The 14,253-nt window shown below is 65.6% G+C and carries 5 protein-coding genes and 1 pseudogene; 3 read left to right on the forward strand and 3 right to left on the reverse strand.

Features of this window, described 5'->3' with window-relative positions; translation table 11 throughout:
• Positions 1-398 precede the first annotated feature (398 nt).
• Positions 399-11,189 (forward strand): amino acid adenylation domain-containing protein, encoded by a 10,791-nt coding sequence (locus ACFVJ3_RS34255; RefSeq protein ID WP_378456284.1) that lies wholly within the window; start codon positions 399-401, stop codon positions 11,187-11,189.
• A gap of 5 nt (positions 11,190-11,194) precedes the next feature.
• Here the strand turns inward: ACFVJ3_RS34255 and ACFVJ3_RS34260 are convergent, their stop codons facing one another.
• Positions 11,195-11,506 (reverse strand): hypothetical protein, encoded by a 312-nt coding sequence (locus ACFVJ3_RS34260; RefSeq protein ID WP_378456285.1) that lies wholly within the window; start codon positions 11,504-11,506, stop codon positions 11,195-11,197.
• Positions 11,507-11,554: 48 nt separating this feature from the next.
• Positions 11,555-11,713: a hypothetical protein gene (locus ACFVJ3_RS34265; protein ID WP_317567875.1), complete on the reverse strand. Its 159-nt coding sequence runs from the start codon at positions 11,711-11,713 to the stop codon at positions 11,555-11,557.
• Between the two features lie 233 nt (positions 11,714-11,946).
• Here ACFVJ3_RS34265 and ACFVJ3_RS34270 point away from each other — a divergent pair, with 233 nt between their 5' ends.
• Positions 11,947-12,399, forward strand: a complete 453-nt coding sequence (locus tag ACFVJ3_RS34270) for an SPW repeat protein (RefSeq protein WP_378456286.1) — start codon at positions 11,947-11,949, stop codon at positions 12,397-12,399.
• Positions 12,400-12,483: 84 nt separating this feature from the next.
• Here ACFVJ3_RS34270 and tnpA read toward each other — a convergent pair whose 3' ends face one another.
• On the reverse strand, positions 12,484-13,011 hold the full coding sequence (tnpA, locus tag ACFVJ3_RS34275) for an IS200/IS605 family transposase (protein WP_378456287.1): 528 nt from the start codon (positions 13,009-13,011) through the stop codon (positions 12,484-12,486).
• Positions 13,012-13,046: 35 nt separating this feature from the next.
• On the opposite strand from tnpA, the pseudogene ACFVJ3_RS34280 reads away from it, so the two are divergent.
• A pseudogene (locus ACFVJ3_RS34280) lies at positions 13,047-14,242 on the forward strand (RNA-guided endonuclease InsQ/TnpB family protein).
• The last annotated feature ends 11 nt before the right edge of the window (positions 14,243-14,253 follow it).

Below are 14,253 nucleotides of genomic sequence, written 5' to 3' on the forward strand. Positions count from 1 at the left end.
AGCTATCGAGGATAAGGTTTCTGGTCGCGTAGCTGAACTGCCAGTCGCGGGAGGAATACACGGGACTACCGCTGGTCGTGTCATGGCGACGGTTTCCGCTGCCGCATTCACGTTTTCCGCGAAGTTCGTAGACCTGCGCCAACTTGTCGTATCCTCCTCTGGCCGTGTCTGTTCGGTTATCAAAGAGTAAGGGTAAGCGTCGCCATGTTCCTGTTCGGTGGTGGCACGGGCACCCGCCGCACGAGCGCTGCGAATGAGCTGGGACTGCGAGTAGGGTCACCGTAACGATTTCCTCTGCAACACCCATACGTATACGGCCCGCGTTCGGGCTGTTCGTCAAGTTGTAGATCGGGGGACAGATAGTGGGCTCGGGGTTCCCGCGCAAGAATGCAGGTGAAGTGGATTCACGTGCCTTCCCGCTTTCGCATGCCCAAAAGGGGCTGTGGTTCGCGCAGCAGTTGGAACCGAACGTTCCCATTCTCGTTGCGCAGTATGTCGAGCTTCGTGGGCCTGTGGACGTCGGAGCGTTGAAGTGGGCGTCCGAGCAGGGCTCGTTCGACATCGAGTCACCTGGGGTGCGGATCGTCGACTACACGGGTGAGCCGTACCAGTTGGCGGACGAGACGATCGACGACGAACTCGCCTACGTCGACCTGCGGCCTCGTGAAGATCCCGTGGCGGAGGCGCACCGGTGGATGGATGAGCGGCGACGCCGCCCCATGTCGGTGTACCGGGACCGGCTGATTTCGGCGACACTGCTGCACGTCGGCCGTGACCACTACCTTCTCACCACCTTCGCGCACCACCTGATTCTCGACGGCTACGGCGCCATGGTGCTGATGAATCGGGTTGCCGAGCTCTACACGCACGCAGTCGAGCGCACGGAAGCTCCCGCGTCGAAAGCGCTGCCGCTACGCGCACTGTACGAGGCCGAGGATGCGTACCCGCAGTCCCGCCGGTTCGAGATCGACCGACAGTACTGGGCCGAACGAACAGCGAATCTGCCCGAGCCGTCCCGTCTGACCGATCGGGAGAGCGCCCCGTCGGCGGTATCGTTGCTCGCCGGCAAGGTGATGGATCCCGGCGTCGTCGACGAGCTGGAAGCGCTCGCTCGGGAGTGGAATTCGTTCGAGGTACCGATCGTGGTCGCGGCGTTCGCCGCATTTCTCGCTCGGATGACGGGCAATTCGGATGTCGTGCTGAGTCTCCCGGTGTCTGCTCGCACCACCGCGGGGGCGCGCCGGTCGGGCGGCAGTGTGGCCAACATCGTTCCGCTCCGGACCGTGGTGGATGCGCACGGGACTGCACGCGACCTGGTGCGCCGTGTCCAGCTCGAACTGACCGGTGCGCTGCGGCATCAACGTTTCCGGTACGAAGACATACTCCACGACATGCGTTCGACCTCCCGCGTCGGCCGCGGCTTCGGTCCGATGGTCAACATCATGATGTTCCACAGGGAGACGTGGTGGGGTGAAGTACTCGGTGAATTGAACGTTCTCACCGCGGGCCCGGTCGACGACCTTGCGGTGGCGATCTATCCGGGTGCCGCGGGTCAGAACGTCCGCGTGGACTTCGAGGGCAACCCGGCAGTCTACGAGCGAGACGAACTTGCGGGACACCATGCGAGATTTCTGGAGTATCTGGGCGGATTCGTGGGCGCGGACGCCGAGGCGGCGGTCGGCAGCCTGCCGTTGCTTACCGACGACGAACTCGAAGTGCTGGCGCCTCTCGCGGGTCCTCCCTCGGTGTCTCCGCTCACGCTTCCGGACATGTTCGACCTGACAGCGGATTCCGACACGGTTGCGGTCCGCTGTGGAGATGTCGAGATGACGTACCGCGCTCTGCACGAGCGATCGAATCGGCTCGCGCGCAGACTGCTCGCACAGGGTGTTGGCGTCGGCAACCGTGTCGCATTGATGCTGCCGCGCTCGATCGACCAGGTGGTGGCGGTGTGGGCTGTCGCGCGGTGCGGTGCGGCGTTCGTTCCGGTGGACCCTGGTTACCCGGCCGAACGCATCGCGCACATGATCGAGGAATCCGGCGTCACCATCGCTGTCGCAACAGAGCCGGAGGTGGTGCCTCGGGGTGTCGAGTGGGTGGATGTGGCCGATGCGCCGGGGGACGGCACGCCTGTCGCGGATGCAGAACTGGCACACCCGATCAGGCTGGACAACGCGGCGTATGTCATCTACACGTCCGGCTCGGTGGGGGCGCCACGCGGTATCACCATGCCCCATCGGGGACTTGCGAATCACGCCGCCGCATTGCGTCGTCTCTATGCAGCAGATTCCCGATCGCGAGTGCTGATGTGCGCCTCGCCCTCCTACGACGCGTCGATTCACGAGTTGTTGGTCGCGGTCACAGCGGGCGCGACGTTGGTGATTGCGCCGCCGCCGGTGCGCGGAGGGAAGGCGCTGGCCGACCTGCTGCGGCGTGAGCGGATCACCCACTGGACCACGACACCGGCGGTCCCGGCGCAGATGGATCCGGCTGGATTGACCGATCTCGAGGTACTCGCCGTCGCGGGTGAGGTCTGCCCGCCGGAACTGGTGGCGCGGTGGGGCGTGGGCCGCACCGTGCTGAACTTGTACGGGCCGACGGAAGTCACGGTGTGGGCCACGGCCACCGGAGCGCTCGTCCCCGGTTCCCGCACCACGATCGGGCGACCGATCGAAGGTGTGTCGGCAGTGGTGTTGGACCGCTACCTGCAGCCGGTGCCGGCCGGAGTGGTGGGCGAGTTGTACCTGTCCGGTCCGGGGGTGGGCCGCGGATACTTGGAGCGGCCGGGTGCGAGCGCGACTCGTTTCGTCGCCAACCCGTTCGCGACCGATCTGCAACGCATGTATCGGACGGGCGATCTCGTACGGTGGTCGGCGGACCACGAGTTGGAATTCGTGGACCGGGCCGACGATCAGGTGAAGATTCGCGGATTCCGGGTCGAACTGGGCGAGATCACCGCGGTTCTCGGCCGGCATCCGGGTGTCGACACGGCTATCGCGGTGGCACACGACCGGAACGGTGAGTTGGTGGTGGACGGTTACGTTCACGGCATCAGCCTGGATCCCGATGACGTTCTCGCCGGCGTGGCCGAGCGACTGCCGGCGTACATGGTGCCCTCGACGGTCACCGTTCTCGATGCGGTGCCGCTCACCCCCAGCGGCAAGGTCGATCGATCCGCGTTGCCGATTCCTGCGCCGTACGAACGCGAGTTACGTTACTGGGCGCAGCAGCTCAGGGGCCTGCCGTGTTCCCTGCCGTTGCCGGTGGACCACGACGTCTCGGTGACCTCCGGTGCACTCACCGGTGCGGTTCCGTTCGCCGTGGATCCCGCCCTGTACCGGGATGTGAACCATCTTGCGGCCCAGCACGAGGTCTCGCTCTTCACCGTTGTCCACGCGGCCGTGGCGGTGTTGTTGTCCGTGGTGAGCGGTGCGGACGATCTCGCCGTCGGAGCGGTCCTGTCGGACTGCCCCGACGGAGGGGACGGCCACGATTCCGAGCCTCTGGTGCTGCGCAGCAGACTCGATCCACGTCTGACGTTCGAGGAGTTCCTGGTCGAAACCCACCACGCCGAGCGGGCCGCACGCGCACACGGTGCGGTCCCGTTCGCGAACGTGGTCGATGCTGTCGGGCAAGACCTTTCGCCGGATCGTCACCCGCTCTTCCAGGTGATGCTGTCGGTGGAAGCGGAGTCGGAGCGGGAGTTCGACGGCCTGGATCTGGTGGTGTCGCTGCGCGGTCGGGTCGACGGACACGGCGACCGAGTCGAGGGTGTATTGCGTTACGCTGAACCTCGTTTCGAGCGACCGACGGTGGAGCAATGGACGCGGCGGCTGCACCGGCTCTTCGTGGTCATCGCCGACAACCCAGGCGTTGCGCTGAGCTCGATCGACCTGCTGACGCCGGACGAGCGGGCCGGAGCCATCGGAGGGGCGAGGGATTCGGCGCACCAGGACGTGTCGTTGTCCGACGTGTTCCGGCAGCGAGTTGCCGACCGCCCGGACGCCGTGGCCGTCGGCCGCGGTGGCGAGGTGCTCTCCTATGCCGAAGTCGACCGTCGCGCCGACCGTCTGGCGCGAACGCTGACGGCATCCGGAATCGGCGATTCGAGCATTGTCGCTGTCGGACTGTCGAATCCGGTCGACACGGTTGTTGCGCACATTGCCGTGCTGCGGGCAGGCGCAACCTGCCTGCCCCTGAGTCCCGACCATCCCACCGAACGCATCCGGTACATACTGGCCGACGTGGTGCCGGCACTGCTGCTCATCAGTCGGGCCGACGCCGGAGCGATTCCTCACGGCGGATACCGGACACTGCTGCTCGACGACGTCGAGCGGAACAGCGATGGCGGCAACGGAGTTACGGCGTCGGAGTGGGGACCGATTCACCCCGACCGCGTTGCCTATGTGCTCTGCCCCGTGGGCTCGGAACCGGTCGCGGTGACCCACGCGAATGTGCTGGCGCGTGTGCGGTCGGGCAACGACTGCGACGCCGTGGTCGCGGACATGTGGGATCCACTCGTCGATGGCGGGACGGTGGGACACGATCGACAGGATCGCGAGCCTGCGCAACCCGCCGACCTGGATGCCGGGTCCCGCATCTATGTGCTGGACCGGGCGTTGCGGCCCGTTCCGCCCGGCACGGTCGGGGAACTGTATGTGGGAGGGCAGCAGGTTGCCCGAGGATTTCACCGTCGGCCCGGGGGTACTGCCGAACGGTTCGTGGCAGACCCGTTCGTGCCCGAAGGTACGGAGGGAACCGGGGGAGTACGGATGTACCGAACCGGGGACCGAGGGCGGTATCGCGACGGGCGACTGGAGCGGCTACCGGGTGCATCCGGCGACAGCAGCCTCGCCCGGTGGCAGCGGGCGTTGCGCGGCGTCGGTTCGTCGTCACCGGTGCCGACCGACCGGATAGTCGGGGGAGTTGCCTCCCCGTCGGACTGCGTGCACGAGTTCGCGATCGGTTCCGATCGCCACGAGGCCGCCCTGCGGTTGGCACGAGAGCAGGGCGTGACGCTGTTCACGGTGTTGCGGGCGACTCTCGCAATCCTGCTCGCACGCATCGGCGTTCACCGCGACATCGTCGTCGGTGGCAATGCGGGGCTGGCGGGAGATCGGGCCCACACGGTGGCGTTGCGGACCCGCGTCACCCCTGCCATGTCGTTCCTCGAGGTCCTCGAGCAGGTCCGGAACTTCGATGTTGCGGCTTTCCAGGATGCGGACGTGCCGTTCGAGGCCCTCGCCGACCTGCTCGGTGGCGAGCGACCGCAGGTGTCGCTCGCGCTCGCGCCGACCTCGGAGAACGGCACCACTCCGACGCCATTCGATCTGGCGTTCACGTACTCGGAGCGCTGGTCGGATCACGACCCGGTCGGAGTGGACGGTGTCGTCACCTACACGCCGTCGCTGTTCGACGCCGCGACGATTCGATCGCTGGCCGAGTTGTTCGTGGACGTGCTGGCCGTCGTCACCGACCGTCCCGAGATCGACGTGGGCAGCATCGGCCTCGCTGCCGGCGCAGTCCTCGACGGCGGCGAACCTTCCTCACCGAGATCCCTTTCCGAGATTTTGACCGGCACTGCCCGCGACTTCCCGACTGCGTCGGCACTCTCCGACGGTGCCGTGACCCTCACCTACCGTGACCTCGACGCGCGGTCCGATTCGCTGGCGCGCGTCCTGATCGACGCAGGTGCGCGGCCGGGCCGCGTGATCGCGCTCGCCCTGCCGCGGTCGGTGGATTTCATGATTGCGCTGTGGGCCATCACCAAGACCGGTGCGGCCTTCGTCCCGGTGGATCCGACACATCCGGCCGAGCGTCTGGAAAGAGTGCTGACCGAGGCCGACGTGTGTGTCGGGGTCGGGGCGATGTCGGTGGGCGGTTCCCGGATCGCGTGGCTGCCGGTCACCGCGGGTGACCATCTGAACGATGTTCCTCCGGTGCATGTTCCGGTGCATCCGGACGAGGTGGCGTACATCATCTACACGTCGGGTTCCACCGGCACACCCAAGGGGGTGATGGTGCCGCACCGCGGTGTGTCCTCACTGACCGAGGAGGCGGTGCGTCGGTATCGGGTCACGTCGGACTCACGGGTGCTCCACGCCTACAACCCCACCTTCGACGCCGCGCTCCTCGAGGCGCTGCTCGCGTTCGGAGCGGGTGCCTGCCTGGTGGTCGCCCCCGCCGAGGTGTACGCGGGACCGGATCTGCACCGTGTGCTCGTGGATCACCAGGTGAGCCATTATCTGTCGACGCCGGCAGTGCTGGCCTCCCTGAAAACGGAGGGGCTCGAGCACATCGAGGTCGTCGCGGTCGGCGGTGAGGCTCTGCATCCGGATCTGGCCGCGGCATGGAGCGACGGCCGGCGGATGCTCAACGCGTACGGGCCGACGGAGTCGACCGTCGTCGCCACCCTTGCCGCGGTGGACGGCCACGTGACCATCGGTGGACCGATTTCCGGCACCAGCGGTCGGGTGCTCGACGACCGATTGCGCCCGGTTCCCGTCGGTGCGATCGGTGAGCTGTATCTGTCCGGTTCCGGACTGGCCCGCGGATACGTCGGTGATCCTGGGCGAACCTCGGTGCGATTCGTTGCGGGTGCGGGCGGTACTCGCATGTACCGGACCGGCGACCTGGTGCATCGCCGTGCCGACGGCAATCTGCAGTTCATCGCGCGAGTGGACCGGCAGGTGAAGATTCGTGGCGTCCGCATCGAACCGGGGGAGGTCGACGCGGTGATCACCCGGGTCGCCGACGTCGACGGTGCGATCACGGTGGCCCGGCCCAACGCTGCCGGTGCCGACGCGTTGGTGTCGTATGTCGTGCCCCGCGGTTCCCTCGACGTCGAGTTGTTGCGCAAGAGGCTCGAAGACGTGTTGCCGTCGTACCTGGTGCCTGCCGCTGTCGTGGTGCTCGACGCATTTCCTCTCAACGCCTCGGGCAAGATCGACGTGAAGGCGTTGCCGGCGCCGGTACTCGAGTCGAGGGTCTTCCGAGCGCCCGTGTCGGCGGTGCAGGAGGCCGTCGTCGCCGTCTTCGCCGAGGTGCTCGCAGTGGAGCAGGTCGGGCTCGACGACGAATTCTTCGCGCTGGGCGGTAACTCGCTGATCGCGACACAGGCGGCCGCCCGATTGGGTGAGGTGCTGAATGCGCACGTGCCGGTCCGGATGCTGTTCGAGGCGTCGACGGTGGAAGCGCTTGCCGAGCAGGTGTCTTCGCTGGTGGGCACGGGTAACCGTCCGGTCCTGTCGCGGCGTCCTCGACCGGACCGTGTTCCCCTGTCGCCGGCGCAGCAGCGGATGTGGTTCCTGAGCCGCTTCGACCCGGCATCCCCGGCATACAACATGCCCCTGGCCGTGCGGTTGACGGGAGAGCTGAACGTGCCCGCACTGCAGCAGGCGGTGCACGACGTGCTGGAACGGCACGAATCTCTCCGGACGGTGTTCCCGGAACACGACGGTGAGCCGGTGCAGATCGTGTTGCCCGCAGAAACTGTCGAATTGGATTTGTCGCCGACAACCGTGACGGAAGATGCCGTGGACGCCCACGTGCTCTCGGTCGTCGCACGGGGATTCGACGTCTCGGCATCGGTGCCGATCCGTGGACGACTGCTGCGGGTGAGCGACAACGAACTGATCCTGGTCGTGGTGGTTCACCACATCAGTGCGGACGGCTTCTCCATGGCACCGCTGGCGCGGGATGTAGCGACGGCATATCTGGCGCGGTCGAGGGGCGAACGTCCCGGGTGGACACCGCTCGAGGTTCAGTATGCCGATTTCGCGCTGTGGCAACGCGAGGTGCTGGGCGACGAAGGTGACCCGGAATCGCCGGCGGCGACGCAGTTCGACTATTGGACGCGCACACTCGCGGGAATTCCCGAGTTCCTCGAACTACCGACCGACCGCCCCCGGCCCGCGGCACGCACTAATCGGGGTGCTGTCGTGCCCGTGACCATCGGTGCCGACACGCATCGACGTCTCGGTGAGATTGCACGACAACACAATACGACACTTTTCATGATGGTGCACGCCGCTCTGGCGGTGTTGCTGGCGCGCGTCACGGGAACCTCGGACATCGTGATCGGCACTCCGGTCGCGGGTCGCGGCGAGCGGGTACTCGACGACGTGGTCGGCATGTTCGTCAACACGCTCGTGCTGCGTACCGAGGTGGATCCCGACGCCTCCCTTCTCGACGTGCTGGAACAGGTGCGCGAGACCGATCTCGGGGCGATGGCCCACGCGGAGGTGCCGTTCGAGCGGCTGGTCGAGATTCTGAATCCGGCTCGTTCGCAATCGTATTCGTCGCTGTTCCAGGTCATGCTCGCGTTTCAGAACCAGACCGAGGCGGCGCTGGAACTGCCGGGATTGACCATTGCGCCGCTCGAGATCGACGCGCAGGTCACCAAGTTCGACCTCGACTTCTCACTGTCGGACAGCTACGACGACAAGGGTGACCCTGCCGGTGTCTCGGGGACTCTCACGTACTCCACCGAGCTGTTCGATTCCGCGACGGCGGACCGGTTCGTCAGCGGGTTGGTGCGCGTCGCCGAGGCTTTCGCAACGCAACCGGGTCGTCAGGTCCGCGATCTGTCCCTGCTGACGGACGACGAGACGGTCCAGATGCTGGACACGTGGAATTCGACGGACGTGGAGTTGCGCGCAGCGACTCTGGTCGATCTTCTCGATGCCCAGATGGCCCGCGTCCCGGGCGCTGTTGCCGTCGTCTTCGAGGGCGATTCGTTGACGTACGGCGAGCTGGACTCGCGTGTCAACCGCCTGGCGAGGCTGCTCGTCGAGCGTGGAGTGGGCCCGGACTCCCTCGTGGCGCTTGCGTTCGAGCGCTCGCCGGACATGATCGTCGGAATGTGCGCCGTCCTCCGGGCCGGCGGTGGTTACGTGCCTCTCGACCCCGACCACCCGGCAGAGCGTATCGAGGACGTGCTGAGCTCCGCGGCGGCGGATCTGGTGTTGACCACATCGTGGACCCGCGCGTCGTTGCCTGCCGGCACCGCGCACGTCGACATCGACACCGTCGATCTTTCCGGGTTCAGTGCGCGGCCGATCTGCGATGCCGACCGAGTGCGCCCGCTGCGGCCGCAGAACACCGCCTACGTTCTCTTCACGTCGGGATCGACGGGACGACCCAAGGGCGTGACCGTCAGCCACGCGGCAATCGTGAATCAGCTGCGCTGGCTCGCCGATGAGTACGAGGTCACCGTTGACGACCGCGGAGTGTTGAAGGCCCCGTACACATTCGATGTCTCGGTGTGGGAGGTCTTCCTGCCCCTGATCGTGGGAGCCCAACTGGTGGTGACGCGGCCCGGCGGGCATCGCGACCTCGAATACCTGGCGTCAGTCATCCGCGAGCGCCGGATCACCATGATGCATTTCGTGCCGTCGGTACTGGCCGCGTTCCTCGCGATCGGTGAGGGGGACGCCCTGTCCCCGCTACGACACCTCTTTGTGGGCGGCGAGGAGGTGTCGTCCGAGCTCGCGGAGGACGTGATCGCTCTCCGTCCGGGCGCATTCCACAATACGTATGGTCCCACCGAGGCGGCGATCACCACGACAGCGTTCAAGCTGGGCAAATCCGTGGATGCGCGAGTGCCGATCGGTGCGCCGGTGTGGAACACCCGGGCGTATGTGCTGGACGCACGGCTGAATCCCGTTCCGGTGGGTGTCGCCGGCGAGCTCTATCTCGGCGGCGACCAAGTGGCCCGCGGCTATGTGGGACGGAGCGAACTCACTGCGGAACGATTCGTGGCCGATCCCTTCGGACTGGCAGGAGAACGCCTGTATCGCACAGGTGATCTCGTGAAGTGGACCCGAACTGGTCAGCTGGTGTATCTGGGCCGAACGGACCTCCAGGTCAAGTTGCGTGGCCTGCGAATCGAACTGCGGGAGATCGAGTCGGTGCTGGAGGCGGCGGCGGGGGTGTCCCAGGCCGCCGTGGCACTGGTCTCGGATGAGCGTGGCGGTGACCACCTCGTCGGTTACGTCGTGGCCGAACAGGGCCGGCGTATCGATACTCACGAATTGGCGGCGTTTGCCGGAGAACGGCTACCCGCGTACATGGTGCCGTCGCAAATCATGATTCTGGACGAGCTGCCCTTGGCGTCGGCCGGGAAGCTCGACAGGCGTGCGCTTCCGAAGCCGCGGTTCGAACCACGGGCGTTCCGCGCCCCGGTGACGGACACCGAGGTTGCGGTGGCCACCGCCTTCGCGGAGCTGCTGGGTCTCGAGAGGGTGGGTGCGGACGACAATTTCTTCGAGCTGGGCGGTAACTCTCTGATGGCGGTACGCGTGGTGAGTGCGCTCGAGGCGTCTACCGGCGTTGCGGTTCCGTTGCAGATGGTGATGACGGATCCGACCCCGAGTTCGATTGCGGCACGGTTGGGTTCGGCCGATCGGCACCGTGACGGCGCGCTCGACGTGCTCTTCCCCATCCGGACGGCAGGGGAGGGGCGCCCACTGTTCTGCATCCACCCGATCGTGGGTCTCGCCTGGTGCTACACGGGTCTGACGTCCAGGATCGATCCCGATCGGCCGATCTACGGCCTTCAGTCGCCGGCGATCGCAGGCGAGGACTCGCTGCCGGCGTCGATCGACGATCTCGCGGCGAGGTACGTGGAGGAGATCCGCAGGATCCAGGCTCGCGGGCCGTACGAACTCCTGGGTTGGTCGCTCGGCGGAGTCCTCGCGCATGCGGTCGCGGTGCAACTCCAGGCAGCGGGTGAGGAGGTGGCGACGGTCGTGATGCTCGACAGTTACGCGCATCAACCGGACCCGAGGGACACGGAGATGCCGGTGAGCGTGGGTGACTTGCTGGCGGGAATCGGTGTCGAGGGGGACGTGCCGGCGGCCGTCGCGGACATGACACCCGAATCGGCGGTGGACTTGCTGGCGGCGACGGGCGGTCCGATGGCCGTTCTCAGCCGCGACCAACTCCAGGGGCTGGTCGAAAGTGCCGCACACAACTGCGCGCTGCTCGAGCGCCACAGTCCGGGTGTCTTCCGCGGTGACGTCGCGTTCTTCACTGCCGGCCGGGACGATCCCACGGGATCGGCGGCCGCAGCGAGCTGGGAGCCCTACGTGGCAGGCGCTGTCCGAAACCGCATCGTCGACAGTGCGCATTGGCACATGACGTCACCGGGCGTGTTGAGGGTGGTCGGGGCGGCTTCGAGACGCTGATCCGGTCAGTACCGAATCCGGAACGGCGTTCGGCGGCGTCGCCCGGTTCGTCGAGCCCACGGTCGGTCCCCGGTGGTCGAGAACGTCCAGACGGCGATGGCGACGGCCGCAACGGACAGCAGATCGGACACCGTGAGGCCGTGCGTGGCGTCGAACTCCCAGAGGACTTGACCCTCGAGCGGGCCGTTGCCGAACAGCCAGAGCACGGCGGCAGCGACGGTGGCTGAGGCGGACAGGCGCGAGGGTCGTGCAAGGCACAGTGTGGTCGCCGCAAACAACAGGTTCATGAACACGAGTGGATAGAAGGGCAGCGCCATCCCGTCATTCTTCCAAGCTGCCCAGGGATCGCGCCCGCTGGGGCACGGTCATGCAACCGTTCGGTCGGGAGGGTCGTTCTTACTCGTCGCGTCCTCTTTGGCAGGCAGTTCGTGCAGGTCCTTCTGCCGAATCGCTTTCCCGATGAGGATCGCGAGCGGCACCGACAGCGCTATCCAGGCGAGCGCGACCCAGGCAATCCACCACACACATCGAGTATGCCTGGCCCCTGGACAGCTGCCCAGGCCCAGCCGTTTCTCCACTACTTAGCAGGAAAATTCCTCGTGCGGGAAAGGGTCTGCACGACTGGGGTGCGTCGAGGTCCGTGGGGACTGGTCGGTAGCGGAAATTCGGAAAAATTACCTGGTCATCGCTGGTTTGCGGTATCGAGTTCGGGGCACCCCCTCGGTAGGGATTGGTTCTCTTTTCAAGGAGGTGGGTGATGACGACACCAGGTATGTCGATCGAGAGACACCCTGATATCGCCGAGTTGCGGGCTCGCTACGACCGGGTCTCGGAACAGCCGATGACGCAGGTCACCGAGGGCCTGATGTTCATGGCGGGCCTGTACATGGCGGCGTCGCCGTGGATTGTCGGGTTCGCGAGCCAGTCGGGCCTGGCGATGTGCAACCTGTTGTCGGGTGTTGCGGTGGCACTGCTTGCCGTCGGTTTCACTTCGGCCTACTCACGCACGCACGGCATGGCGTTCGTCGCGCCGCTGCTGGGTCTGTGGATGATCGTCAGCCCGTGGCTGGTCGTCGGAGTAACCACCACGGCGGGAATGATCTGGTCGAACGTGGTCTGCGGCATCGTCGTATGTCTGCTGGGTCTCGGTATCACCGCCATGGGGATGGCGGACGGTGGAATGAGCATGAGGAGCATGAGGAGGAGGTAGTCGCGGCGCGTGCCTTCATGGGGATGGGGCACGAGTCACAGAAGCGCCCGCCGATTCGGTGGGCGCTTCGCTGAGTTCACCGGATTAATCAGAGGAAGCCTGGCCCTTTAGGGCCCCTTTAGGGCCGGGAGGAAGCTGATTCTGTACTGCGCGATCGCGCGTAGCGGGGTCGCTTTCTTTCGTGGGTTCGGGTCGTTTTTGGTTGGTGATGTAGTCGGCGATGATGGCGAGTGGGGCTCCGCCTGCGGAGGCGGCGAAGTAGGACGGTGACCAGAAGTGATTGCCCCACAGGTATTTCTGGATGTGGTCGGGGAACTCTTGGCGCAGGTATCGAGCGGAGACGCCCTTGAGGCTATTGACCAGGGTGGAGATTTGCACGGTAGGTGGGTAGTGGATCAATAGGTGGACGTGGTCGGTTTCTCCGTTGAACTCGGTCAACGTTGCGCCGAACTTGTCACACACCTCTGCCATGATCTGCCCGCATCGGGTCAGCATCGGGTCGGTGAACGCACCGCGACGATACTTCGTGACGAAGACCAAGTGTGCATGTAGGTTGTAGATAACGCTACGACCGCGGCGTACGTTCGCGTCAGGCGTCCATCTCGGTGACATAGACCAAAGAGTATCCGCAGGGAAAGGCGCAGGGTGTGAAGCGGATCGTTGTCGTGAAGCTGGCTCCCACCCCCGAGCAGTATGTGGCGTTGAAATCGACACTAGAGTTGTGCAATGCGGGGGCGAACATGGTTGCGCAGCTCGCGCACACCGCCGCTGATCGACGTCCGTTCGCGCTGCAAAAGCAGGTCTATGCCCAGCTCAAAGCGTGCGGGTTGTCGGCGCAACCGGCGATCCGGGTCATCAAGAAAGTCGCGGATGCGTACGCGACCCGGAAAGTGAACTTGCTTAACGGGAATTACGGCACGCCGGGATCGAAACGGTATGCGAAGGTTGCAGGTAAGGCGATCGTGTTCCGTCAGGACGCGGGCCAACCGTTCGACGATCGGTGCTTGTCGTGGCAGATCGATCGACGGTGTCGATCTGGACGACCGCGGGCCGGATGCGCAACGTCGGATTCGTGTGCGCGCCGTGGCAGCTGAAAATGCTCGCCGACCGCAAAGGCGAGTCAGATCTGATTTTCCGCGACGGATCTTTCTACCTGCATGCAACCGTCGACACCGACGCACCGCATCAGCTGGTCCCCGCCGACGACCCCACCGGGTGGCTGGGCGTGGACTTGGGGATCGTGAACCTGGCTGTGACCACCGCAGACGACCCGGCCGAACTCGACGTCCGGTGGTCCGGTGGTGCGGTCACCGCCCGCCGGAAAAAGAACGGAACCATGCGGTCCGCGCTGCAAAAGGTGGGGACCAAGTCCGCGAAACGGAAACTGAAGAAACGGCGTAGGAAGGAGACTCGGTACGCCACCGACATTAATCACCAACTCTCGAAAACGATTGTTGCCCAAGCACAACGCACCGGTCAAGGAATCGCGGTAGAAGACCTGTCGGGAATCCGGGACCGGGTACGGCTCGCACGCAGACAACGGCAACAACTGCACTCCTGGGCATACGCGCAACTGCGCGACCAGATCACCTATAAGGCGCAAGCCGCAGGAGTGCCGGTGCAGGTGATCAACCCTCGCAATACCAGTAAAACGTGCCATCACTGCGGGCACTGCGACACCGCGAACAGGCACAGTCAAGCACTCTTCCGGTGCCGCGGCTGCGGATGGACCGGCCACGCGGACCATAACGCCGCCGCCAACATTGCCGCACTCGGACACAACAACTACCGGGCCGCCCAATCAACCGTGCCTAAAGCAGCCACCCCTCTAACAGCCAGTTAGAACGTGAGCAG

The sequence above is a fragment of the Rhodococcus sp. NPDC127593 genome (assembly GCF_042671975.1).
In the GTDB taxonomy this organism is placed as follows: Bacteria; Actinomycetota; Actinomycetes; order Mycobacteriales; family Mycobacteriaceae; genus Rhodococcus_F.

What these genes read in the sequence shown, in the direction of transcription:
- ACFVJ3_RS34260 (WP_378456285.1), bottom strand. Translation starts at nt 11,506, where the DNA reads ATGGCGCTGCCCTTCTATCCACTCGTGTTCATGAACCTGTTGTTTGCG.
- ACFVJ3_RS34270 (WP_378456286.1), top strand. Translation starts at nt 11,947, where the DNA reads ATGACGACACCAGGTATGTCGATCGAGAGACACCCTGATATCGCCGAG.
- tnpA (WP_378456287.1), bottom strand. Translation starts at nt 13,011, where the DNA reads ATGTCACCGAGATGGACGCCTGACGCGAACGTACGCCGCGGTCGTAGC.